This is a genomic window from uncultured Parasphingorhabdus sp., assembly GCF_963975735.1.
Classification (GTDB): Bacteria; Pseudomonadota; Alphaproteobacteria; order Sphingomonadales; family Sphingomonadaceae; genus Parasphingorhabdus.
Genome location: NZ_CAXBIA010000017.1, coordinates 21906 through 45873 on the forward strand (window position 1 = coordinate 21906; position 23968 = coordinate 45873).

The window sequence follows — 23968 nt, forward strand, 5'->3', positions numbered from 1 at the left end:
ATGGCTATTCGCTTCCTATATGGAGCGGGCACGCAGGACAGAGGAATAGTAAAATGGACGCACGTGGTGGAATTGGCGGCAGCTTGGCCGGGGTCGATATTGTCGAGGAAATCAACAAGCTGCGCAAGGAGCGCAACGCGATCATCCTCGCCCATTATTACCAGAAGCCGGAAATCCAAGATATTGCCGATTTTGTCGGTGACAGTCTCGAGCTTTCCCGCAAGGCAGCGGAAACCGATGCCGATGTAATTGCGTTCTGCGGCGTGAAATTCATGGCCGAAACCGCGAAAATCCTGTCGCCGGAGAAGATCGTCGTGCTGCCGGACATGGACGCCGGCTGTTCCCTGGAAGACAGCTGCCCGCCGGACAAGTTCAAGGCTTTCCGCGACGAGCATCCCGATCATATCGCGCTGACCTATATCAATTGCTCGGCCGAGGTGAAGGCGCTGAGCGACATCATCGTCACCAGCTCGTCGGCGGAACATATTCTCTCGCAGATTCCGCTCGAGCAAAAGATCATCTTTGGCCCGGACAAACATCTCGGCGGCTATATCGCCAAGAAAACCGGCCGCGATATGCTGCTGTGGCCCGGTGTCTGCATCGTCCACGAAGCCTTTAGCGAGACCGAATTGCTCAAGCTGCAGGCCCAGCATCCCGGCGCACCGGTCGCCGCGCATCCCGAATGCCCCGCCTATATTCTCGATCACGCGGACATGGTCGGCTCGACCAGCGCGATCCTGAAATATGCCAAGTCATTCGAAGGCGACACGATCATCATCGCCACCGAACCGCATATCATCCACCAGATGGAAAAAGCGGTGCCCGAAAAGAATTTCATCGGCGCTCCGGGAGCGGACGGCAACTGCAACTGCAACATCTGCCCCTATATGGCGCTCAACACGATGGAGAAGCTCTACATCGCGCTGCGTGACCTCGAGCCGCGCATCGAGATGGACGAGGAGCTGCGCCTGCAGGCGCGCAAGTCGATCGACCGGATGATGGAAATGGCGAGCGCGACGGTCGGGCAGGGTGATCTAGGCCCGACTGATCTGGCGCATGAGGATTGAGCTGAAGGTTTCTCCTTCTCCCTTGAGGGAGAAGGATACGAAGCCTTATCCGCAGGATTAGGCGCAGTTGGATGAGGGTGTTCCCCGCCATCGAGAGCAGTGCACCCTCACCCAGCTACGACTAGGCAGCAAGCTGCCAAGTCTGCGCAACCCTCTCCCTTAAGGGAGAGGGAGTCGCTTACCCCGCCATCACCCGCTTCACCACTTCCGGTTCGGCGCGGATCACCTTGAGATAGGCGCGGACCGCGGGTGGGGGCATGTGGCGGCCGATTTCATATTGGCGGATATTGGCGAGCGGGATACCGTAGGTTTTGGCAAATTCCTCCTGCGTCATGCCGAGGTCATAACGGAGCACCCGGATGAAACGGCCCATATGCGCACGTTCCAGACCGGCGACGCTGACGTCCCTGTCTTCCGGATCATTCGGATCAGCGGGGATTGCTATCATAGTCTCTTTGTTCACTGCTGTTACTCCTCCGTACCGAGATGAACCTGACAATGTTACCGCGCCACACATGGATCGCCGTGAAGAGTTTTCCGTCTACTTCACCGATCAGTTTGAAGCGCTGCTCTTCATCACCAAGCCGAATTGTATCGGTCACCGTGTAAAAAGGATCGTCAAAAATCCGCTGCCCGAACGACAATGGCAGATGATGCTTTTCCCGGTTGATCGCATCCTTGGCTGGATCATATTCGAAATCAATGTCTAAGCATATGTGAAACACATAGTTATCACAAGCGGTGGCCCTCGACAAGCCATGACAGTTTCGGCCAATGATAGTTTGTCTTGAGCCGAGCGTGGGAATGGCTAGAAGGCTATATGACCTTCACCCTGGACCGCTTCGACCTCGACGCTTTCGTCGCTGCCACCCTCGCCGAAGACCTCGGCGCACCATATGGGGCAGGGGGCCGCGATGTTACGTCGGAAGCGGTCATTCCTGCCGACGCAATATTTTCCGGTGTGATGGATAGCCGCGTTGACGCGGTGATTGCCGGACTGCCGATTGCGGAGGCCTTTTTCCGCTATCTGGACCCGGAGGTGGAGATCGAAATCCTCGTCGCCGAAGGCCAGGCGGTCGCGGCTGGCACCGATATCATGCGTTTGAAGGGCAAGGGCCGGGCGATGCTGACCGCCGAGCGCAGCGCACTCAATACGGTGCAGCATCTGACCGGCATCGCGACCATGACCAATGAATATGTGCGGCAGATCGTTGGGACCGGCTGTACTTTGCTCGATACGCGCAAGACGATTCCGGGGCTGCGGGTGCTGGAGAAATATGCGACACGGATGGGCGGCGCGCAGAATCACCGCATGGGCCTGTGGGACGCAGCGATGATCAAGGACAATCATGTCGCGGTTGCCGGTTCGGTCGGCGAAGCGGTCCGGCGGGCCAAAGAGGCTGGCGTCGAAAAAATCATCTGCGAAGTCGACCGGGTCGACCAGATCGAACCGGCGCTGGAGGCGGGGGCGACTCACTTGCTGCTCGACAATATGGAACCGGCGACCCTGCGCGGTGCGGTGACATTGATCGGCGGCCGCGTGGCGACCGAGGCGAGCGGCGGGGTGACGCTGGAAACGATCCGCGACAAGGCGGAGACCGGGGTTGATTATATCTCGGTGGGAAGGCTCACACAAAGCGCGCCGGCAGCAGATATCGGGCTGGATTTTGCGCAGGTTTAGAAAACGTCATCCCAGCGAAGGCAGGGATCCAGGCCAATCGTCTGAGCTACGCGAAATTTGGGTTAGGCCCCAGCCTTCGCTGGGGCGACTAGTGGCTTTGTTTCTGTTTTTGGCTATGGCCGCGACATCTGCCCAAGCCCAATCCTACCAATGCCGCCCGCCATCCGGCCTCAGCGCCCCGGCCGAACGCAAGCCAGCCTCCGAACCCCGCCGCATCAAGCCCGTCACCAGCTATACGCTGGCGCTCAGCTGGTCGCCGGAATATTGCCGCATGCGCAAGGACAGCCGCCGCGACAAGACCCAGTGTAGCGGCGATGACGGCAGTTTTGGCTTCATTCTCCACGGCCTGTGGCCCGACACGCGCGGTCCTGCCTATCCGCAATATTGTGCGCCGACCAAGGCGTTGCCGCCCGCGGTCATAAAGCGTAATTTCTGCATGATGCCGACAACGAAGATGATGGCGCATGAATGGGCGAAGCACGGGACCTGCATGACCAAACGTCCGGAAACTTATTTTCGTGTGTCGCGGATCATGTTCGATGCTGTGCGCTTTCCGGACATGGACCGGCTGTCGCGCAAGCCGCTGACTGCAGGCCAGTTCCGCAACGCCTTTGCGGCGGCAAACGAGGGGCTTCAGCCGGATATGCTGCGGTTAAAGGTGAATGCGCGTGGCTGGCTGCAGGAGGTAAAGCTCTGTCTCGGCAAGAGTTTCCGGCCGCAACGTTGTCCGGCCTATATGCGGGCGGCGAAGGACGATGCGGAGGTCAAAATCTGGCGCGGGGGTTAGTGCATCGGGTGCAGAGCATGCTTAACCTTCCAGCGTCCGCGTTCCGGGATGATGCTTGTCGAGATGCTTGCGGATGATCTTCAGATTCTTGCTGTTCGAGCGCCAGAAAAAGTCGAACAGGTCGCCAGCGAAGGGGATCGCGCCGAGCGCGGTATCGATACCGACATTGGCCGCCATGCGGGTCAGTTGCAGCTTGGACATGCCCAGATTGCGGGCTTCCCAGACGATATAGGCGCCCATGAGCGCGGTGACGATATCACCGACCACCGGAACCAGTCCGACGATTGAATCGACGCCGATGGGACGATTGATGCCCGGAATCACGAAGGCGCGTTCCAGCACTTTTTCCATCGCCTCGACGCGGTTGCGTACGGATTGCGGATCACGGCTGACGTCGGGCAATTGTTCGGCAAGACGCTTTAACTGTTCTTCGGAAATGGCCATGGGGCCTCCCTGTCATATACTACCAATACAGTCAGGATATAGGGATTCCGACCAACGGGTTCAATGGATGCCATCCGCGTGCATTGACGGAAAAGCCACGCTGGCCCTGTTTGGCAAGCGACCAGCGGATCGGAACCGCGATCGGAATGAAATTATAATGTTCGACCAGAATTTTCTCGATCTCGGCATAAAGCCGGGCCTTGATCTGCAGATTGGTTGCAGCATCGGCTTCGGCAATTTTTGCGTCGGCGTCGTTCAGGCAGACCGGCGTTTGCGCGCAGGTGAACTGTTTCAGAAACCATTGCGCGCTATCATAAGGGGCGATCTCGTCCATCAGCTCGACATCGGCATTTTTGCCTAGACCGACCCTTCTCGCGTTCAATCCCACTCTCCTGAGGTCCGACTGGATACGCTTGAACAGGATATCTGCTCCGGCAGCATCAGACAGAGCGATGGTGAGCGGGGTGATGCGCCCTTCCGAAGCCTTCCATCGAGCGACATGGTTTTTGGCGAAGGCAGTCCGTGCCTCCATCGTCATGCTGGCCCAGTCGGGATAGGTGTTGATCCCTTCGACATCCAGCGCCTCGGGGATGATCTTGAGCCGGCTCTGCCAGGCACTGACGCCGGGAAAGGAGGTCAGCAGCGCCGGACGGTTGATCGCCATTGCCAATATTTCCCGGTTGCCCGGGACCGCCCAGAAACCTTCGGCGCGAATGAACCTCAGTCCAAACAGGCCGGCGACCGGGTCGAGCCTCAGGTCGCTGCTGCTGATGTCCGCTGCGTCCACAAGCGGCAGATGGTGGTATTTGCCATTCAGCACGACCTGGGCGCCGCCGGCCCGATAGCGGGCGATGGCTGCTGCGGCTGATTCGCTGCGCAAGGACACCCAGCGGTCATCTTCCTGCTCCGCTTCTTCTTCGTCTTCTTCCTGCGAGGGTTCATCAAAGCGATTGAGCTTGATGCCATTCTCCTCGTTAAGCAGCCGCATCGGCCCGGCGCCATGACCGGCGCGGAACAGTCCCATTTCCGGTTGGGCCAGCAGCTGAAGGAAATTGGGGTGCGGTGAGTCCAGCCGGATTTCGATCACCCGGCCGGTCATTGAGACAACCTCGTCGACGACCGAGACGTCATATTGCAAACGGCTTTTGCGAAGTTCGGAAAAACGGGAGCGAAGCAGACGGGCGACCCGTTCGGCGGTTATCTGTCTGCCATCATCCCATTTTGCGTCGAACAGACGGAAAATATAGCTCAGGCCATCTTCGGAAACAATCCAGCGGGCGGCAAGCGCGGGCACGACGCGTCCGTCCTCGTCCAGCCCGACAAGGCCTTTGGCCATCGCTGCGCGCATCGTCGACGAGGCAAAGGTCAGCCGGGTACCGACCGGATTGATGTGGGTCGAGCCGTCCTCGATCACGGTGACTCTCACCTGATCCTCGTCCTCGGCAAAGCTGCAGGCGGCGAGCAAGGGAACAGCAATTACTGCCACGAGGCTGTTCAGCCAGAATGTCGAACGGAAATTCATCAGGGCCTTATAAGCAGAGTGCGGCTGGGATGCACATTGGAAATATTATCTTCCCATCCCGCAATGCGCGGTGCCACCAGGCTGCGCGTAACATAAAAATAGAGCGGCAGGATCGGCATGTCGGCGATCAGGATCGCCTCCGCATCGCGCATCAGTTTTTGGCGTTGGCGAGGGTCCGGTTCGGCGATTGCCTGTGCCAGAATGCGGTCATAGTCGGGATTGTCATAGCCGGAATAATTGCCGCCGCCATTGGCTTGCTGGTGAACCAAGAGGAAGTTTTCCGGCGTCGGCAGGTCGGCAATCCAGCCCGATCTGGACAGGGCGAAATCATGTTGGCGGAGCGCGGCGAAATGCAGCGCGGCTTCGCTGTTGAACAGGCTGGCTTCGACGCCCAGCGGTTTCCACATCGCCGCCATCGCCACCGATACGCGGCGGTGCTCGGCGGAGCTGTTGAAGCGGATTTCGAAACGCAGTGGATTGTCCGGGCCAAAGCCGGCGGCATCGAGCAATGCGCTTGCCTCCTGCAGCCGCTTTTCGCGCGGCCAGTCTGCCCATGCCGGTTTTGCAGGTTTCTCGCCGGCCAGTCCGGGGGGCAGCAATTCCCATGCCGGGATATTTCCAATTCCAATCACCTTGTCGGCGATCCACTCGCGCTCGACGGCCATCGACAGGGCGGTCCGTACCCTGCGGTCATCAAAAGGTGGTGCGCGGGTGTTGAAGGCGAAATAATAGCTGCCGAGATAGGGCACGCTATGGGCGGCGGTGGGATGTTTCTCCTTGAGCCACTGATGACGGCTTGCCGGATAGTCGGCGGCAATATCCGCACCGCCGGAAAGGAACAGGCGCATCGCCGAAAGACTGTCATCCATCGGTTTCCAGATGATGGTCGCGGTCGGTGCCCCGCCGCCATGCCACGCGGGATTGCGCTCCAGCCGCGCATGATCGTTCAATTTCCATTCGGTCAACCGATAGGGGCCGCTGGCAATCATCGGCCGGTCAGAAGTCCATTTGTCGCCAATATCGCGAATTCGGTGGAGGGGCAGGGCTGCCATCGCGGGATGGGCCAGCAGGGCGGGCAGCGACGGGTCGGGGGAGGCGAGGGTCACGACCACCCGATTCGTGTCGGGCGCCGCCATTGCCATGATATTGCCGAACAAGGCCTTGGCAGCTGCCGCCGTGTCAGGCGCGCGCAGGCGTTGCAACAGGGCAGGGAAAAGCGACGCGTCAAAATTTGTACCGTCGGAGAATCGCAAATTTCGCCGCAAGGCAAAAGTCCAGGTCAGCCCATCGTGCGAGATTTGCCATTTGCTGGCCAGTCCCGGCTCGGCATTCCCTTTGGCATCAAGACGGGTCAGACCTTCAAACTGGTCTGCAGCGACGCGGAGCGACGACAGATCGGAGATTTTTTGCGGATCGAGGCCCTTGATCTCCGAATCGGACAAGCGGACAATTTGCGTCGGACCCGGTACCGTGTCGATGGCCGGCTCGCTGGCGCAGGACAGCAGCATCAATATTATGGAAAGAAGAGCGAGATTGCGCATCTCTCTCGTCTAGATGTTTTTGCTGGCTCGACAAAGCGGAACTCTTATGCTGTCTCCTTGGCTGAGGAGAAATACGGAATGACCGGTTTGCAATATGATATTTCCACCATCGGAGAGGTCGGTCCCAGAATTCTGGCTCTGCTCCCCGAAATTGCGGCGCGAGCAGAGGAAACCGAAGCCGCGCGGCGGTTGCCGGCCGATCTCGCTGCCAAGCTCGCGGCTGCTGGTGCCTTCAATCTGTCCAAACCGGCGTCGCTCGGCGGGCTGGAGCTGGAGCCGCTCGATTTTCTGAAAATCGTCGCGACCGTTGCCGAAGCGGATGCCAGCGCCGGCTGGTGTGTGATGATCGCGGTAACCTCGACCTTGGGTGCAGCCTATATGCCGGAAATGGCGGCGAGTGAAATATTCGGAGCTGACGATGTCGTGACCGGTGGTGTCTTCGCACCGATGGGCAAGGCAGAAGACAAGGGCGACCATTATCTGCTCAGCGGCCAATGGCAATGGGGTTCCGGCTCGGCCAATTGCTCCTGGCTCGGCGGTGGCGCAATGATCTTCAAGGATGGCGAGTTGCAGAAATTCGACAATGGCGCGCCCTATCACCGGATGCTGTTCTTTCCCGCAAAAGACGTTTCCTTCATCGACAGCTGGCATGTTGCGGGCCTGAAAGGAACCGGTTCCGGCGATTTTTCGGTCGAAAATTTGATGGTCCCCAAGGATCGCAGCGTGTCCTTCGTCGGTGATCAGCCGCGTGATCCGGGGGCCTTGTACAAATTTCCGCTCTTTGGCCTGCTGGCGCTGGGCGTGTCTTCGGTGGCACTGGGCAATGCCCGGGCCGCGCTGGACGAAATAAACAATATTGCGATCAACAAGAAAACCCCGGGTGGCGGACGGTCGATGGCGCAGCGAGCCACCGTGCAGGCGGAGCTGGCGCGGGCGACGGCATTGCTGGGCGGTGCCTTTGGCTATCTGGAAAATGCCATCGACGGATGCTGGGCGGAAGCACAGGGGTCCGGCGAAATCTCCGCCAAAGGCCGGGCCAATCTGCGTCTTGCCTGCGCCCATGCAACGGAAATTTCTGCGGAAGTCTGCAAGACCACCTATACTTTGGGTGGCGGTGGCGCCGTCTATTCGAGCAACAGCCTGCAACGCCGTTTCCGTGACGCCCATGTCGCCACCCAGCATATCGCGACCGCGCCGGCGGTGTTCGAACTGGCTGGCCGGATATTACTCGATCAACCGGTTGATATGGCGATGTTATAGGGGGCGGCGATCGGTAGAATATATCGCGCGACGCCAAGGGGCTAACAATATCCGGATAGTTTAAAACTGGTGCGGACGGCGGGACTCGAACCCGCACACCCATTTCGGATAGCAGATTTTAAGTCTGCTGCGTCTACCATTTCGCCACGTCCGCACCGGTAGGTCCAACTTTCGTCGGAGCCTAGCGACAAGCATTATTGCGGGCGCGGGGTCAAGTGGATAGGCAAATAATATTTGAAATTGTGGCGATTAGTCCTTGTTCAACTGCTCGCGGATTTCTTTGCCGGGTTTGAAATAAGGCACTCTTTTGGCGGGAACTTCCACCGATTCACCGGTGCGCGGATTACGACCGGTACGCGGTTTTCGTTGACGGGTGGAGAAAGCTCCAAAGCCACGCAGTTCCACGCGGCCACCTTCAGCCAGTTTCTGGCTAATCTGATTGAAAAACAGGTCGACGATTTTTTCGATTTCATCCGGTTTCAATTCCGGATTCTCTTCGGCAAGTTTTTCTAATAGTTCAGAACGTATCATCGGTGCACCTTTCCGATTTTCGGCAAATCCCGAAAATTCATGCATCAAAGACTCTAAGAATCTTGAAGTCTGATGTTATTTACCCCCCATAGATGCCAGAAATCATGTCTGTTTTCAATGGTTATGGGATAACTGTAAGAATTACTCCAAAATCGGAGCTGGCAATGAAAAAGCCCACCCCGATCAAGGGGTGGGCTTTTTTTCTCATTCCGTCATGTGGTTGAAGAAACTACTCTTCTTTCTTTTTCAGCGCTTCGCCGAGAATGTCGCCGAGGCTCGCACCGGAATCGGTTGAACCGAATTGTTCCACAGCCTGCTTCTCTTCGGCCAGCTGATGCGCCTTGATCGAGAAGTTCGGTTTCTTCGAACGGTCGAAGCCGGTGATCATGGCATCGAGCTTCTGGCCAACCTGGAAACGGTCGGGACGTTGTTCGTCGCGGTCGCGGCCAAGGTCGTTGCGCTTGATGAAGCCGGTTGCGCCGTCGTCGCCCATCTGGACTTCTAGGCCGCCATCGCGAACTTCGAGAACGGTAACGGTGGCAACCGAACCCTTCTTGAGACCGCCGGTATCGGTGCCGCCCATGGCAGGTGCACCTTTTTCAAGCTGCTTCATGCCAAGCGAAATACGTTCTTTTTCGATGTCGATGTCGAGAACGATGGCTTTTACCTGTTCACCCTTATGGTGGAGGTTGAGCGCGTCTTCGCCGGAAATGCCCCAAGCGATGTCCGACATGTGAACCATGCCGTCGACGTCGCCTTCAAGGCCGATGAACAGACCGAATTCGGTAGCGTTCTTGACTTCGCCTTCAACGGTGCTGCCAACCGGGTGGGTATCCGCAAAGTCGGTCCATGGATTGGACTGGGCCTGTTTGAGGCCAAGCGAAATGCGACGTTTTTCGGTATCGACTTCGAGAACGATAACTTCAACTTCTTGCGAGGTGGAAACGATCTTGCCCGGGTGGACGTTCTTCTTGGTCCAGCTCATTTCGGAAACGTGGACAAGGCCTTCGATGCCAGGTTCCAGTTCGACGAAAGCGCCATATTCGGTGATGTTCGTGACCGAACCGTTGAGCTTGGTGCCAACAGCATATTTCTCGGTTGCGCTATCCCAAGGATCGCTTTCGAGCTGTTTCATGCCAAGCGAGATGCGCTGGGTGTCTTTGTTGATCTTGATGATCTGGACTTTCAGCGTGTCGCCGATGTTGATCATCTCATTCGGGTGATTGACCCGCTTGTAGCTGAGATCGGTGACATGGAGCAGACCGTCGATACCGCCGAGGTCAACGAACGCACCATAATCGGTGATGTTCTTGACGACGCCTTCGGTGACCTGACCTTCAGCCAGGGACTCGATGAGACCCGAACGCTGTTCGGCGCGGGTTTCTTCGAGAATGGCGCGACGCGAAACAACGATGTTGCCGCGCTTGCGATCCATTTTGAGGATCTGGAAAGGCTGAGTGATGTCCATCAACGGGGTCACGTCGCGCACGGGGCGGACGTCGACCTGGCTGCCGGGCAGGAAGGCTACAGCGCCATCAAGATCGACCGTGAACCCACCTTTGACGCGGCCGAAGATAACACCTTCGACGCGATTGCCTTCGTCATATTCTTTTTCAAGCTTGTCCCAGCTTGCTTCGCGGCGGGCGCGATCGCGGGACAGCATGGCTTCGCCATTCACATTTTCGATACGGTCGACATAGACTTCGACTTCGTCACCGACAGAGATGTTGGCTTTTTGACCGGGAGCGGCGAATTCGCGCAGCGCTACACGGCCTTCTGATTTCAATCCTACATCGATGACAGCCATGTCGTTTTCGATGCCGGTTACGGTGCCTTTGACGACGCGGCCTTCAAAGCCCTGATCTTCGCCACCGAGTGATTCGTTTAACATTGCCGCGAAATCGTCGCGGGTTGGAAATGCCGTTGAGGCCATATGGTTTATTCCTTGATAGTCAATTTTTCTGGCCAGGCGGTTGGTTCCGCCGGTCTTGGACCAAAATTGCCGCGATCACCTCATGCGACCGCCGCATCCTTCAGAAAACTGCCGATATTTGATGTATGCAAAATTAAGCGCAAATGCCAAAAGCTGCGCTAAAGCCGGGGCGGTTTTGACCAACCCGTCTTGCACATCATTTGTCTGCTATGCCGGATCGTTATTGCGCCGGCCGCTTAATCTTCGCATTCACCAAGGCAATCGCCTGCTGAATGGCGGCGTCTATAGTCAAATTGGTAGTATCAAGCAAGTCTGCATCTTCGGCGGGCTTGAGCGGTGCGGTCGTGCGATTTTTATCGCGTTCGTCACGCTTCAGAATGTCGGAGAGAATGTCATCAAAATTGGCAGGTTCCCCGCGTCGTTTCATCTCCTCGAAACGCCTGATTGCACGCGCCTCGGATGAAGCCGTTACAAATAACTTCACATCCGCATCAGGGGCGATGACGGTTCCGATATCACGGCCATCCAGAACGGCACCGGCGGGTTGATAGGCGAAGTCCTTCTGCCGTTTGTCGAGTGCCCGCCTTACTTCCGGATGAACAGACACCCGACTGGCCAGCCCGCCAACGGTTTCGCTGCGCAGTCCCGGGTTTTCGAGCAAGCTGGCATCAAATGCACAGGCGGCGAGTGCGTCGGTGGCGACATCGGCATTGCCACCTTGCTCCCGGAGCGTCCAGCCGACCGCACGGTAGAGCAAGCCGGTATCGAGAAAGGGCAGGGCGAAATGTTTCGCCAATTGCTTGGATATTGTCCCTTTGCCGGACGCGGTCGGACCATCGACAGCAATGATCATGAGCCTGAACTCGCACGGTTCCGATAGGCCTTCCAGAGACCGCCCACAGCAATCGAAATCCAGACCATCTCCAACAGAAATGATGCCAGATTGAAATATACCATTAGAGAGACGGTGAGCAACAGGGCTCCCAGCAGGTTGGTGCCGTTATAGATAAATGGGTTCACTGCGTCCGCATAGACGTTATAACCATAGGCAAATACGACCAGAATGCTGCCGGAAATGCCGATTACATTGGCGGTAAATCCATCGATCATCGGGATATGAGCGCTGTTATGAGGTCCTGGAACCCGGGGAAGCTGGTTTGCACTGGCATGATGTCATCAATCGCAAGACCGGATTTTGTTACCAGACCTGCCACCGCAAAGCTCATCGCGATACGATGATCCAGCGCGGTTTCGATCACCGGCTTGGTTCGTCCGTTGGATAACGGCTTTCCGCCGCTGCCTTCGATCACCATGCCGTCTTCCTTCTCGGTCAGCTTCACGCCGAGCAGTTCAAGGCCTTTCGCCATTTGCGACAGGCGGTCGGATTCCTTGACCCGCAATTCGTGCAGTCCGCAGGTCGTGGTTTCTCCGCTGGCCATCGCCGCAGCGATGAACAGGACAGGGAATTCGTCGATCATGCTGGGCGCAATATCGGCGGGCACGTCTATGCCGGTGAGAGCGCTATGTTTGACATATATGTCCGCGACCGGTTCGCCGCCGACCGTCCGCTTTTTCTTGAAGCTGATGTTCCCGCCCATATTCTGCAACACTTCAAACAGGCCTGCGCGGGTGGGATTGATGCCGACATTCTCGATGATGATGTCGGATCCGGGCACGATCAGCGCTGCAACCGCCAGAAAGGCAGCGGAGGAGGGGTCCCCCGGCACCTTGATCTTTTGCGGCTGGAGTTCCGCTTCGCCGGTCAGCGAGATGACCCGGCAACCCTCGGCGTCTGTTTCGACGCTGATTTCCGCTCCGAAACCCTTGAGCATGGTTTCGCTATGATCCCGGGTGAGTACCGGCTCGATGATCCGAGTAATACCGGGCGTATTGAGGCCGGCGAGCAGTATCGCCGATTTGACCTGCGCGGAAGCGACCGGCAGGCGATATTCTATCGGGATCGCAGGGCACTGGCCTCTTACCGTCAGCGGGAGGCAGGATTTATGGTCCGAAGTCTCGCGTGCCTGAATATCGACACCCATTTGCGAGAGCGGATCGATCACCCGGCCCATCGGCCGTTTCGTCAGACTCGCATCGCCGATGAATGTGGCGGTGATCCCGTGTGACGCGACCAGACCCATCAGCAAGCGCGTCGACGTGCCGCTGTTTCCCATCTCGATCGCATTGTCCGGCTGCATCAGGCCGCCGACGCCGACACCATTTACGGTCCAGACGTCACCGGCTTTTTCGATTCTCGCTCCCATCGCCCGCAATGCATCGGCAGTCGCGAGCACGTCTTCGCCTTCAAGCAGTCCGGTGATCCGGCTCTTGCCAACGGCGAGCGCCGACAATATCAACGCCCGGTGGGATATGGATTTGTCTCCGGGAACGGAAATTTTACCGGTGAGCGGGCCAGACGGTTTGAACGTTACTGGCTGTGGAGTGTTGCTGGTCATGTCAGAGCTTTGTTAGCGGAACGCACAAATGATTCGTGCAGGAATATCAAACGGCTTTTGACAGCGCAGCAAAGCTATGGCAAGGCGCGCCGGATTTCGCGGCTGATTTAGATAAAACTTGAATCGCCGTATAGCGGACTTACCTATCAACGAATTGATTTAGACAGGATTTGGACACCAGCCATGGTTAAACCGGAATGGGGCACAAAACGCACATGCCCGAAATGTGGAACGCGCTTTTACGATCTCGGCAAGGAAGACCCTGCGACTTGCGTCGAATGCGGGGAAAGCTTTGTGCCGGAAGCAGTGCTGAAATCCAAACAGCCTATGCCTTTCGAAGCGCCCAAGAAGGCCGTGAAGAAGGAAGAAGATTCGGTTGACGATGATGATTTGGACGTCAACATCGATGATGATGAGCCATCTCCGGACAATGAAGTTGATCTGGGCGGTGACGATGATCTGGGTGTCAGCAAAGGCAAAGGCGACGACGAGCCTGACGATACCTAATTTTTGATTTGCTTTCTGAAGGGCGTCTGGATTAAAGGCGCTCTTCAAATGGGGCCTTAGCTCAGCTGGGAGAGCGCTTCGCTGGCAGCGAAGAGGTCAGCGGTTCGATCCCGCTAGGCTCCACCAACCTTCGCTCGCTTCGCGAGCTACGGTTGGCAGGCCGATTTCCTTCTCCCGCAAAATATTGTTTGGAAATCGGTACGAGTGTAGGTTGCCCGCCGAAGCCTTGGCGAAGGAGGGCTATATCGGCATGCACTATGTTTATTTTCTCCAGAGTGTTGCATTCCCTGATCAATATTACACTGGTCTAACAAAAGATGTTCAAGCCCGACTGGCCGATCATAATGCTGGAAAATCCAAGCATACGGCCAAGTATAAACCATGGCAGCTTGTTTCGTCTCACTATTTTGTTTCCGAAGAAGTCGCGTTGGCGTTCGAGAAATATTTGAAAACCGGCTCCGGCAGAGCGTTTGCGAAAAAACGTCTGCGCTAACCAATGCCCAAGACTGAGTCGGGGTAGTCCGATATTTTTCGGCGCGGGCGGGCTCCACCAGATTTGCGCAATGCTCCAACGATGAGAAAAAGCGTCGAGCTAGTTCTGGTCGTTTTGACGACCGCGTGATTCGCTCTGATTATCTTCCGGAGAATCGAACAACGGCTCTCCCAGAATGAAGCCGATAATATTCGGACTCCCCGTTTGAGTGAGCAATGCTTTGCCCACGATCAGCAAGGGGACCGCTATCAAGGCTCCACCCAATCCCCATATCCAGGTGAAATAGCTGATCGCCAGCAGGATGACGACCGGGTTCATCGAGAATCGCCGCCCCAGAATCGAGGGCGTGATCAAATTGGCTTCGATCGCCTGCAGGCCGATATAGGCCGCTGTGGGGACCAGTCCGCCCCCCAGATCGCCGGTCGAGGCCGCGCCGAAGCCGAATAGAAGCACCGCCATCAGCATGGGCCCGAGATAGGGAATGAAGTTCAATATGGCCGCCAGACCGCCCCACATCAGAGGCGATTCTATATCCAGCGTCCATGCACCGAGTGCGACTATGATCCCGACTGCAATATTGATCGTGGTGACGGCACCGATATAGTGGGACAGGTCTCCGGTAATGCTTCGTCCGGCCCGCGCCGCTTTCAGACTGGTCGCCAACGTCGACCGTTTTGATAAAATGATTCGCTTCAACCGGAGGCGGGATTCGAGCATGAAATATACCAGCAGGAGGACGAGCAGAAGTTCGAGGAGCACTGCCGGCGTGGCATAGGCCGCTTCTTCCATGACGGTGGGGCTTGCGAGGACCACTTCGCGTCCTGTGGTCTCGCCGATTGTCGAAGAGAATTCCGTGCCCATTTGCGATACAGAAGCGGTGAACTGGCGCATATCAACGAGCCGTTCCTGCAAGATATTCGTGATATCGGGAAACCGCTCTGCGAGTTCCAGAGCCGGCTGCAGGATAAGCAGAAATCCGAAAGCCAGAAATAAAAGAAATGTCAGCACGGAAAGAAAGGCGGCAATCGCGTTCGGTAGTCCCAGCTTCGTCAATCCGCCGGTTAGCGGCAGTAACATCAGCATGATGACCATCGCCGCGAATAAAGGTCTGAAAAACACAGCGCCCGCGGACAGAACGAATGGCAAAGCCATAAACAGGCCGAGCGACAAAAGAAAAATTGCTGTCGAGAGCTGTCTTTTGGTCGGCATTTGCTGGCTGAGGGGCAGTTCGGTTGCGGGTGTTAGCCTAGCCTCTCCGGTGACGAGATCATCATTATCCGTCAATATCGGTCGCGCCTTTCCGGGCAAATTTCTTTGCGCCTGCAGCACATTTGGTCGCTACGACCGGATAGTCAATTTCCAGCGCCACGTCGGATTGCAGAACCATGGCCTCTGTTCTCTCGCATTCTTGCAGCGTTGCGAAGACGCGCTTGTCTCTTGTCATTTCACGACAGAGGGTCATGTCATCCGAACATCCCATCAAGATGATTGCGTAAGCGAGGCTGCTGATCATTTCCGGCTCCATCGAATTTCCATTGCACTTGGTTTGAAAACGCGGCCATCTTCAAAAGGTTGCGAAGGGCCGATTGATCGATCTGACGGGGAAGCAGAATCTATCCGGAGATTGCGGCACGCGGGATCGTTCATGGCGGATGGTTTGCGATGATGGCAAAAGACAGAGTTTACCTGCAAAGACGGGCTGGGAAGACGCCAGCCCGCTAGACGTTGCCAACGGCAGACATCGCTGATAAAGGCGCGATCGCGCAGTCTCGGCTTCGCTTGAGCGGTCGCTCGCGGGACAGGCTGGTTTTAATACCAAAATAATTTGGCGAGATCGGCCGGAGCTTATCTTGGCGACAACCAAAACCCTGCGCAGACGGCAATCGCGAATCTGCTGATATTAGAGAGTTTTCGATAATCCATGCGCAAAGTCCCAACCCATTATGATGCGATAATCCTGGGAGCTGGCGGAGCTGGCCTGATGTGTGCTGCCGTTGCCGGCCAGCGCGGGCGGAAGGTTCTTCTGATCGATCATGCCGATGAACCGGGCAAGAAAATCCTGATTTCCGGTGGTGGCCGTTGCAATTTCACCAATATCGGCACTGCGCCCGATCGCTATCTGTCCCAGAACAAGCATTTCGCGAAATCGGCGCTGAGTCGCTATACCGCCGCTGATTTTGTCGCACTGGTTGATCGCTACGGCATCGACTGGCACGAAAAGACACTGGGGCAGCTCTTCTGTGACGGTTCCGCCAGGCAGATTGTCGCGATGCTGATGGACGAGTGTCCGGCCGACACGGTCAGCCTGTCACTGGGGAAGGCGATAACCGATATCGGCCACAGCGATGGTCGCTATCGCGTCGAATATGGCGGAGAGACCGCTTTTGCGCCGTCACTTGTCGTTGCCACCGGTGGCCCGTCGATTCCGAAAATGGGTGCGACTGGATTCGCTTATGATCTGGCGCGAAAATTCGGCTTGAAGATAGTTGAGCCTCGGCCGGCGCTCGTGCCATTGACCCTGGGCGGAGAAGAAACCCTGTTCCGTGAGCTGTCCGGCGTGTCGGCACCGGTGATCGCGAAATGCGGGAAAACGGCCTTTCGGGAAGCCGCGCTGTTCACGCACAAAGGATTGTCAGGGCCTGCGATTCTGCAGATTTCATCTTATTGGCAGCATGGCGAATCGGTCGAGATTGATTTTCTGCCCGATTTGTCTGCCGATTGGCTCAGCCAGGCAAAGAAGCAACTGCCCCGCTTGTCCCTGAAAAAGGCAATTAACGCTCATTTACCCACGCGCCTGACCGAGACGCTGATCGAACGAATCGCCCTCGAAGGGGAACTGGGCAATTTGACCGACAAGAAGCTCGACGAGGCGGCGCGCCGTCTGTCCCACTGGCGCTTCATGCCCAATGGAACCGAGGGTTTTGCCAAGGCGGAAGTCACCGCTGGCGGGATAAGTACAGCGGAAATTTCGTCCAAAAATATGGAAGCTGGTCAAGTGCCCGGTTTATATGCTATTGGCGAAGCAGTTGATGTCACCGGCTGGCTCGGTGGCTATAATTTTCAATGGGCTTGGGCGAGTGGCCATGCTGCCGGCAAGGCAATATGATCCCCAGTGCAGACCGTTTAATTACAACATAATCTTCATAAACCGCAGGCGACTGGCAGTTCCGCGCGGCTTTCACAATTGCCACGGAATTAGAACATTATGCCTTTCTCGAAATTATCCCCGCTTCTCGCTGAGGCGCTTGCGGCGCACGAATATGACAAGCCTACGCCGGTTCAGGCCGCTGTGCTTGAACCAGAAGCGGATGGCCGCGACCTTATCGTATCCGCCCAGACTGGCTCCGGCAAGACCGTAGCCTTCGGTCTGGCTATGGCCCCTCAATTGCTCGATGACAACGGGCGTTTCCCGTTTCTGGTCGAGCCGCTGGCCTTGGTCATTGCCCCAACCCGCGAGCTTGCGCTGCAAGTGAGTCGCGAACTGACCTGGCTCTATCAGCCAGCCGGCGCGCAGATCGCGACCTGCGTTGGCGGGATGGATGCATCGAAGGAACGGCGTCAGCTGCGCCGCGGCGCGCATGTTATCGTCGGTACGCCTGGCCGTTTGCGCGATCACCTCGAACGCGGAGCGCTCGACCTTAAAAATCTGCGTGCAGCGGTTCTCGATGAAGCGGATGAAATGCTCGACATGGGCTTCCGCGAAGATCTCGAAGAAATTCTCGATGCAACCGGTGAAAATCGCCGGACATTGATGTTCTCGGCGACGATCCCGAAACCGATTATCAATCTTGCCAAACGTTATCAGAATGATGCGCTGCGCATTTCTACCGTCGGCGAAGACCGTGGCCATGGCGATATCGCCTATCAGGCAATCACCGTCGCTCCTGCCGATACCGAAAACGCGGTGGTCAATCTGCTGCGCTTTCATGAAGCGGAATCGGCGATGCTGTTCTGTGGCACGCGCGAAGCGGTTCGCCGCCTGCACGCAAGCCTTGTGGATCGCGGGTTCAGTGCTGTGGCGCTGTCCGGTGAACACACCCAGAGCGAACGCAACCAGGCGATGCAAGCCTTGCGCAGCAAGCGCGCACGCGTCTGTGTCGCAACCGACGTTGCTGCCCGCGGCCTCGATCTGCCGACCCTGAGCCTCGTTGTGCATGTCGACATGCCACGCGACGCCGAGACTTTGCAGCATCGCTCCGGACGTACGGGCCGTGCGGGTAAAAAGGGTACGGCGGTTATCATCGTGCCTTACCAGCGGCGCAAGCGGGTTGAATCCATGCTGCGTGGTGCAAAAATCAATGCCGAATGGAAAGATGCACCGACACGCGCCGACATTCGCAAGAATGATGCCGAGCGGCTGATCGAAACATTGTTGCAGCCAGTCGAGATTGACGAAGATGATCTGGCACTGGCGAAGCGTCTGATGGCCGAAAAAACGCCGGAAGAAATCGCAGCCATGCTGGTACAATCGCACCGCGCGAAAATGCCGGCGCCGGAACAGATGCTCGATCGCGGCGCCCAGTCGCAAGCTGCGCCAGGCGGTCCGCGTCCCGGATTTGAAGATACGGTCTGGTTCAAGATGAACGTCGGTCATAATCAGCGTGCTGACGCCCGCTGGCTGTTACCGGTATTGTGCCGCCGTGGCCATATCACCAAGAATGAAATCGGCGCGATCCGGATCAACGGCGACGATACATTGTTCGAAATCCCGCGTCGGGTAGTCGACAAATTTACTGCTGCGATTGCTGAAAAGAGAGAGTCCGGCGGGGATGATACCGATGATATCGTGATCACCCAGTTTGAAGGCAAGCCACGCGATGAAGCCAAGCGTAACCGCAAGGGCGGACGCGGCGACGGTGGCGGTCAGCGCGATTACAGCAACGCCAGCAAGAAACATGGCGGCAAGCAGTTCGGCAAGAACAAGTTCGGTGACAAGAAATTTGGCGACAAGAAATTCGGTGACAGAGCGGGTGGCGGCGGCAAGCCTTACCAGAAGCGCAAACCGGACGGCGAAGGCGGTTCTGACGGCGGCGGACCAAAGCGCGAATTTGGCGGCGGTTTCAAAAAGAAAACCGACTTTAAAGGCGATCGCAAATCCGGTTCCGGCGGCAATTTCGGTGGTGGTGACAAAAAGCCGCACCGCGGAAAACGTTCGTTTGAAGGCGGAAAGCCGAGCGCCCCCAAAGCCGACTGAACTAAACTATGACCACCGCCATTCAAATATTGGTTGATGCGGACGCCTGCCCGGTAAAAGACGAAATTTACCGGGTGGCGGACCGTCATCAAGTGGCGGTGGTGATTGTCAGTAACAGCCCGTTCCGCGTGCCAGATCATCCGCTGGTCAGCAGGGTGGTGGTCAGCGATGCTTTTGATGCAGCTGATGACTATATTGCCGAACGCACTGGCGCCCGCACTGTTGTGGTTACCTCCGACATATTGCTGGCCGATCGCTGCGTGAAGGCCGGTGCGTCCGTAGTAGGTTCCAACGGCAAGCCCTTCACCGCTGATTCCATCGGAGCAGCGGTAGCGACACGGGCGATCATGGCCGATTTGCGCGCCGGTATGGGCACAGAGAATATCGGCGGTCCGCCGCCATTCAGCAAGGCGGATCGTTCCCGCTTTCTGTCGTCACTGGATGAAATATTGGTGCGCCTGAAACGCCTCGGCTAGTCTACTGTAACCCGGAAGGTCAGCGCAAAGCTGCTTGCCGGACCCAATGCCGCCGCCGTCGCGGTGATGGTTGAGCCGGATATGGATGCACCATATGGGTTGCTCTCGTCGGCGCCGGTGGCGTTATCATCTTCCTCGGTTGTCGCAGATCCGCAATTGCTACCGCTTTTCATCGTGCCCGGGGTGTAGGTGAAGGGTCCGGTTAGCGTGTCGGTCGCGGTGACCGCATTTGCCGTCGCAGACCCGCTGTTGCTGATCAGGATACAATATTGGACAATTGCATCGGGGATGCGTTTGGGATTGGTGGTACCGTTGACCGGATCACTGATCACCGAACTGATCTTGGTGACGCTCATCGTGGTTACCGGGCGACAGAAGTTGATATCGTGGATTGAAATGGCTTGTCCGTCCGGATCGGCTGGTGCGGTCGTGTGGTTACCATAGATGATATCAACCCTGTCCACCGGAGAGGTGAAGGTGACTACCACATTGCCATTGGCCGAGTTGGAATTGGATCCGGCATCACCAATTGCGACATTGCCCGTGACATAGTTGGCGATACCGTTGGTCAGCGTCGGGAAGACGGTCGAGCCGTTGAAACTGCCGACAACCGTCAGTTTGTCGGAAAAGTCATTATTGGCATAATCGACGTCGAAAACGGTGAACTGAAGCCCCGGTACCGCCGTTGGCAGGGTTAAGCTCGTGGTTGCGGTTTGCGACTGGGTGGTAAATTGGAGATTTTCATATAGCGACTGTTCCGTATTCGCCAGGCTGCCGTAATTGTTGTTGTTCACAGCGGGCGAGCCATCATCATAGCTGCCGCCCGTATTGGTGATCGCAAAATTGATCGATCCGATACCGCTCACCGTATAACTGTTGTTTGTCGAGCCGCCCACCCAGGCTTTGCCATTCCAGTCGAACAATATCTGATTGGAGACAGGGCAAACGCTGGTCAGGCTAGGTGGAATGCCCGCGGTACGTGATCCCGATACAGTAAAAGCCCGGCTCGCGTAATCATCTTCGCCGGTGATCCCGTTGTTGGGCGTGGAATCCGGGTCTACCCGATCGGACGACGCCACCTCGGCGTTATTGGTAACGGTGGCTCCTGATGTGGCCGTGACATTGACCACTATGTTTATAGCTCGGGTCTGCCCGGGAGCAATCGACGGTACCGTCCATATGCCGGTGCCGCTATTATAGGTTCCGTAACCGGATGCACTGACGAACGTCACGCCCAGTGGAAGCAAGTCATTGACGGTTGCTGCCGCGGTCTGGTTCGATGCGGCGGAATTATTGAGGGAGAGCGTGTAGGTGATGTTGGCACCGTTTGCCGGGGTCGCATTGCTGACGGTCTTGGCCAATGACAGGTCGGCAAAATTGGTGGGTGCTGAAGTCAGCCATAAGTCTGCTCTCAGAAAATTTCCGTCATCGGCGCTCGGGTACATGTCGCAGATTTCCATGCGCCAGGTACCGATTGAATTTTGCCCATCGAACACGCTCAGCGGGTTATTGGGAGAGAACTGCCGCTGATAGGCAACGGTCGGCGGGTTAGGCGTTGGCGTCAAATTGTCACTGCCGTGACCGCCGCTGTTTACCGCAGGGCTGGACTCATCGCTCAGCCGGACGTTCAAATGATTATTGCCCCCCGCGGTGGAACCAACGACAAGAATAGCCCGCGTTCCTGCAGGGGATTGTAAAATGACCTGAATATCTGTGCGATAGGCATGGGAAGCGAGAAAACCCAGGTCGACGTCGGCAACGGTGAAATTGGTGCCGACCGAAAAATTCTTGACCAGTGGTGACCCGCCGGTTCCACCGGTGCCGGTTCCGCAAGTGCGAGCCGCGACAATGTCGTTTGAACCGCCGGGTTCACTGATTGTATATTGTGTGACGGTCTGGGCCTGGACAGCCGAGGGATATATCAAGGCAAGGCAGATCAAGACGAGGCAGGAAAGCATCTTTCCCACCGCGACTAAATTCCTCGGGATGGTCAGTCCCGGAAAATTTTGTCCCCACTTCATAGCGCTAATAGGTAGAGGAATACTCTGAAAGATTGGTTAAATTTTGGGTTTCCAGGAATGATTAACGCGATTTTACCAACCCGTCATGAACTGCCGAATCAGCACGAACAAGCCGGATTTAGCCGTTCCAGTCGCCACGGCCCGCCATCCATAGACTGATCGCCGCTAGCGCTGCGGTATCGGCGCGCAATATTCTCGGGCCAAGCGATACCGGCACCGACTGGGGCAGGGCGCGGATCATTTCGTTTTCCGCATCGGAGAAGCCGCCTTCGGGGCCGATCAGGATTGCCGCTGGCCCAGCATGGGCTACCAACGCCTTGCGGAAGCTGCCCTCACCGGTTGAGTGTATTCGTTCGTCGGCGAAGAACAGATGGCGTTCGGCAGGCCATTGTTCGAGCATGTCGGTCAATTTTACCAACGGATCAAGGGCGGGAAGGGCGGTGCGCTCGCATTGTTCCGCTGCCTCGATCATATGGGCATGCAGCTTTTCCGTCTTGATATTATGACTCTGGGTGCGTTCGGTCTGTACCGGCATGATCCTGTCGACGCCGAGTTCGGTTGCTTTCTCCGCGATCCAGTTGAAGCGGTCTTTCTTGATCGGCGCGGTGCACAGCCAAAGATCGGGAACCGCCTCCCGTTCCCGTGTCTTGCCATCAACCATCAGGATCAGATCGCGTTTGCCGAGCGCCGTTACATGGGCAAGATATTCACCAGTGCGGTTGTCGAACAATTTTATTGGATCGCCTTGCCTGATCCGCATAACTTTCAGCAGATAATGGGCGTGGCTGCCGTCGAGCCGGATTTCTGCGCCGTCGGATATTTCGACATCGACATAGAGGCGCGGGGCGCTGTGCGGGGGATAGGCGGGTGTGGCTGGCATGGATGTTGTTTAGCGCGGGCTTTCATTCTCGTCATGCTGAATTTATTTCAGCATCTCTTCGGAAGAATGCACATGTCCGGCTGAGGTCCTGAAACAAGTTCAGGATGACGAGTTAGAGAAGTTCAGGATGACGCGTTGGAGAAATGACGATAAACGGCTGTCATGTCGAACCCGTCAGAACAGATCGTCCCCGATTCCGAACATAAGGGCATTGTCGGCCTGCTGCCCGTTGCAGCCCGGCCCTTTGCCCTGCTTGCCCGTTTTGACCGCCCGATCGGCTGGTGGCTATTGTTCTGGCCGTGCGCCTGGGGCGTGGCGCTTGCCGGCGGTGCGATCGAGCGCTGGGACCTGCTCCTCTGGCTGCTGGTCGGTGCGATCGCGATGCGTGGCGCGGGCTGTGTCTATAATGATATTGTCGACCGGGATCTCGACCGTCAGGTGGAGCGGACCCGCTCGCGGCCTTTAGCCAGCGGTGTCACGTCGCTGAAAGCCGCTTGGGCGTGGCTCGGCATATTATGCCTGATCGGGCTGCTGGTCTGGCTCCAGATCAATGGCACGGCCAAGCTGGTGGCGCTGGGCAGCCTCGCTCTGGTCGCCGCCTATCCGTTCATGAAACGGATCACCTGGTGGCCGCAGGCGTGGCTGGGACTGGTGTTCAGCTGGGGTGCGCTGGTCGGCTGGCTGGCGATTATACCGCAATTCCACTGGGCGATGCTGCTGCTCTATCTCGGTTCGATATTCCTGGTGATCGGCTATGACACGATTTACGCGCTGCAAGATAAAGAAGACGATGCTTTGGTCGGGATACGGTCGAGCGCGTTGCGACTGGGGGATAATGTGCGTTCCGGCGTGCTCCTCTTTTATCTGGTCGCGCTCGGGAGCTGGGCCGCCGCATTCTGGATGCTGCGCCCCCAATGGCTTGGTCTCGTGGCTCTTGTACCCGTCGGACTGCATCTTTTTTGGCAGGTTGCGACCCTGAAAAGCGGTGATGGGGACGATGCGCTTGCCAAGTTCCGGTCCAATCGCTTTGCCGGCCTACTGATGTTTCTCGCCTGTCTGGTTTTAGGGCAGGCCGGCTAGCTATCAGCGGAATTGGATTGCATTTCGCAACCCGTGCGGGTTATGCTAGTTAACTGTACAGTTAATCCAGCATCCTATCTCCCGGAGACATTTGC

General features: G+C 57.0%; 24 protein-coding genes and 2 tRNA genes. 11 read left to right on the top strand and 15 right to left on the bottom strand.

The window, feature by feature from the left end; genetic code table 11:
• Window positions 1–53: 53 nt before the first annotated feature.
• Window positions 54–1067, top strand: coding sequence for a quinolinate synthase NadA (gene nadA, locus AACZ86_RS14415; protein ID WP_339693697.1), 1014 nt, complete (start codon window positions 54–56; stop codon window positions 1065–1067).
• A gap of 178 nt (window positions 1068–1245) precedes the next feature.
• Here nadA and AACZ86_RS14420 read toward each other — a convergent pair whose 3' ends face one another.
• Together AACZ86_RS14420 and AACZ86_RS14425 are read right to left on the bottom strand one after the other, a co-directional pair.
• Window positions 1246–1530: a helix-turn-helix domain-containing protein gene (locus AACZ86_RS14420; protein WP_339693698.1), complete on the bottom strand. Its 285-nt coding sequence runs from the start codon at window positions 1528–1530 to the stop codon at window positions 1246–1248.
• Window positions 1496–1792 (bottom strand): BrnT family toxin, encoded by a 297-nt coding sequence (locus AACZ86_RS14425; protein WP_339693700.1) that lies wholly within the window; start codon window positions 1790–1792, stop codon window positions 1496–1498. Before AACZ86_RS14425 ends, AACZ86_RS14420 begins: the two co-directional genes overlap by 35 nt.
• 95 nt (window positions 1793–1887) lie before the next feature.
• Between AACZ86_RS14425 and nadC the strand changes: the two genes are divergently transcribed.
• The gene (nadC, locus tag AACZ86_RS14430) at window positions 1888–2748 is read left to right on the top strand and encodes a carboxylating nicotinate-nucleotide diphosphorylase (RefSeq protein ID WP_339693701.1); all 861 of its coding nucleotides are present in this window, start codon (window positions 1888–1890) and stop codon (window positions 2746–2748) included.
• 115 nt (window positions 2749–2863) lie between these two features.
• Window positions 2864–3535 carry a ribonuclease T2 gene (locus tag AACZ86_RS14435; protein WP_339693703.1) on the top strand — a complete coding sequence of 224 codons (672 nt, stop codon included), beginning with the start codon at window positions 2864–2866 and terminating at the stop codon, window positions 3533–3535.
• Window positions 3536–3556: 21 nt separating this feature from the next.
• Here the strand turns inward: AACZ86_RS14435 and AACZ86_RS14440 are convergent, their stop codons facing one another.
• The 3 genes from AACZ86_RS14440 to AACZ86_RS14450 are packed head-to-tail and all read right to left on the bottom strand — an operon-like array spanning window position 3557 to window position 7042.
• Window positions 3557–3979: a DUF4112 domain-containing protein gene (locus tag AACZ86_RS14440; protein WP_339693705.1), complete on the bottom strand. Its 423-nt coding sequence runs from the start codon at window positions 3977–3979 to the stop codon at window positions 3557–3559.
• Between the two features lie 31 nt (window positions 3980–4010).
• Complete coding sequence (locus AACZ86_RS14445) at window positions 4011–5501, bottom strand: ABC transporter substrate-binding protein (RefSeq protein WP_339693707.1); 1491 nt, start codon at window positions 5499–5501, stop codon at window positions 4011–4013.
• Window positions 5501–7042 carry a peptide ABC transporter substrate-binding protein gene (locus AACZ86_RS14450; RefSeq protein ID WP_339693709.1) on the bottom strand — a complete coding sequence of 514 codons (1542 nt, stop codon included), beginning with the start codon at window positions 7040–7042 and terminating at the stop codon, window positions 5501–5503. Before AACZ86_RS14450 ends, AACZ86_RS14445 begins: the two co-directional genes overlap by 1 nt.
• Before the next feature lie 78 nt (window positions 7043–7120).
• On the opposite strand from AACZ86_RS14450, the gene AACZ86_RS14455 reads away from it, so the two are divergent.
• Window positions 7121–8302, top strand: a complete 1182-nt coding sequence (locus AACZ86_RS14455; RefSeq protein WP_339693710.1) for an acyl-CoA dehydrogenase family protein — start codon at window positions 7121–7123, stop codon at window positions 8300–8302.
• 67 nt (window positions 8303–8369) lie between these two features.
• Here the strand turns inward: AACZ86_RS14455 and AACZ86_RS14460 are convergent.
• The 6 genes from AACZ86_RS14460 to aroA all read right to left on the bottom strand — a co-directional run bounded on the left by AACZ86_RS14460 (window position 8370) and on the right by aroA (window position 13222).
• Window positions 8370–8456: transfer RNA gene (locus tag AACZ86_RS14460), tRNA-Leu, on the bottom strand.
• A 95-nt stretch (window positions 8457–8551) separates the two neighbouring features.
• Complete coding sequence (locus AACZ86_RS14465; protein ID WP_339693712.1) at window positions 8552–8833, bottom strand: integration host factor subunit beta; 282 nt, start codon at window positions 8831–8833, stop codon at window positions 8552–8554.
• A 229-nt stretch (window positions 8834–9062) separates the two neighbouring features.
• Window positions 9063–10766 carry a 30S ribosomal protein S1 gene (rpsA, locus tag AACZ86_RS14470; protein ID WP_339693713.1) on the bottom strand — a complete coding sequence of 568 codons (1704 nt, stop codon included), beginning with the start codon at window positions 10764–10766 and terminating at the stop codon, window positions 9063–9065.
• 220 nt (window positions 10767–10986) lie between these two features.
• A complete protein-coding gene (locus AACZ86_RS14475) occupies window positions 10987–11619 on the bottom strand; it encodes a d(CMP) kinase (RefSeq protein ID WP_339693714.1) in 633 nt (210 codons plus the stop codon).
• Entirely contained in the window at window positions 11616–11876 is a 261-nt protein-coding gene (locus AACZ86_RS14480) for a permease (RefSeq protein ID WP_339693715.1), read from the bottom strand. The genes AACZ86_RS14475 and AACZ86_RS14480 overlap by 4 nt, the downstream gene beginning before the upstream one ends.
• A complete protein-coding gene (aroA, locus tag AACZ86_RS14485) occupies window positions 11873–13222 on the bottom strand; it encodes a 3-phosphoshikimate 1-carboxyvinyltransferase (RefSeq protein WP_339693717.1) in 1350 nt (449 codons plus the stop codon). The genes AACZ86_RS14480 and aroA overlap by 4 nt, the downstream gene beginning before the upstream one ends.
• 183 nt (window positions 13223–13405) lie before the next feature.
• Between aroA and AACZ86_RS14490 the strand changes: the two genes are divergently transcribed.
• The 3 genes from AACZ86_RS14490 to AACZ86_RS14500 all read left to right on the top strand — a co-directional run bounded on the left by AACZ86_RS14490 (window position 13406) and on the right by AACZ86_RS14500 (window position 14222).
• Window positions 13406–13729: a TIGR02300 family protein gene (locus AACZ86_RS14490; protein WP_339693719.1), complete on the top strand. Its 324-nt coding sequence runs from the start codon at window positions 13406–13408 to the stop codon at window positions 13727–13729.
• Between the two features lie 50 nt (window positions 13730–13779).
• Window positions 13780–13855: transfer RNA gene (locus tag AACZ86_RS14495), tRNA-Ala, on the top strand.
• A gap of 85 nt (window positions 13856–13940) precedes the next feature.
• On the top strand, window positions 13941–14222 hold the full coding sequence (locus tag AACZ86_RS14500; RefSeq protein ID WP_339693721.1) for a GIY-YIG nuclease family protein: 282 nt from the start codon (window positions 13941–13943) through the stop codon (window positions 14220–14222).
• A gap of 99 nt (window positions 14223–14321) precedes the next feature.
• Here the strand turns inward: AACZ86_RS14500 and AACZ86_RS14505 are convergent, their stop codons facing one another.
• Together AACZ86_RS14505 and AACZ86_RS14510 are read right to left on the bottom strand one after the other, a co-directional pair.
• Window positions 14322–15506: an AI-2E family transporter gene (locus tag AACZ86_RS14505; protein ID WP_339693722.1), complete on the bottom strand. Its 1185-nt coding sequence runs from the start codon at window positions 15504–15506 to the stop codon at window positions 14322–14324.
• The gene (locus AACZ86_RS14510) at window positions 15496–15735 is read right to left on the bottom strand and encodes a hypothetical protein (protein WP_339693724.1); all 240 of its coding nucleotides are present in this window, start codon (window positions 15733–15735) and stop codon (window positions 15496–15498) included. Before AACZ86_RS14510 ends, AACZ86_RS14505 begins: the two co-directional genes overlap by 11 nt.
• A 408-nt stretch (window positions 15736–16143) precedes the next feature.
• On the opposite strand from AACZ86_RS14510, the gene AACZ86_RS14515 reads away from it, so the two are divergent.
• The 3 genes from AACZ86_RS14515 to AACZ86_RS14525 all read left to right on the top strand — a co-directional run bounded on the left by AACZ86_RS14515 (window position 16144) and on the right by AACZ86_RS14525 (window position 19892).
• Window positions 16144–17328 carry an NAD(P)/FAD-dependent oxidoreductase gene (locus tag AACZ86_RS14515; protein WP_339693726.1) on the top strand — a complete coding sequence of 395 codons (1185 nt, stop codon included), beginning with the start codon at window positions 16144–16146 and terminating at the stop codon, window positions 17326–17328.
• A gap of 99 nt (window positions 17329–17427) precedes the next feature.
• Window positions 17428–19416, top strand: coding sequence for a DEAD/DEAH box helicase (locus AACZ86_RS14520; RefSeq protein WP_339693728.1), 1989 nt, complete (start codon window positions 17428–17430; stop codon window positions 19414–19416).
• 8 nt (window positions 19417–19424) lie between these two features.
• Entirely contained in the window at window positions 19425–19892 is a 468-nt protein-coding gene (locus AACZ86_RS14525; RefSeq protein ID WP_339693730.1) for a YaiI/YqxD family protein, read from the top strand.
• Here the strand turns inward: AACZ86_RS14525 and AACZ86_RS14530 are convergent.
• On the bottom strand, window positions 19889–21850 hold the full coding sequence (locus AACZ86_RS14530; protein ID WP_339693747.1) for a proprotein convertase, P: 1962 nt from the start codon (window positions 21848–21850) through the stop codon (window positions 19889–19891). The two genes, AACZ86_RS14525 and AACZ86_RS14530, sit on opposite strands and share 4 nt — an antisense overlap.
• Window positions 21851–22031: 181 nt before the next feature.
• Complete coding sequence (locus AACZ86_RS14535; RefSeq protein ID WP_339693732.1) at window positions 22032–22793, bottom strand: 16S rRNA (uracil(1498)-N(3))-methyltransferase; 762 nt, start codon at window positions 22791–22793, stop codon at window positions 22032–22034.
• 162 nt (window positions 22794–22955) lie between these two features.
• On the opposite strand from AACZ86_RS14535, the gene ubiA reads away from it, so the two are divergent.
• The gene (gene ubiA / locus AACZ86_RS14540; RefSeq protein ID WP_339693733.1) at window positions 22956–23873 is read left to right on the top strand and encodes a 4-hydroxybenzoate octaprenyltransferase; all 918 of its coding nucleotides are present in this window, start codon (window positions 22956–22958) and stop codon (window positions 23871–23873) included.
• The last annotated feature ends 95 nt before the right edge of the window (window positions 23874–23968 follow it).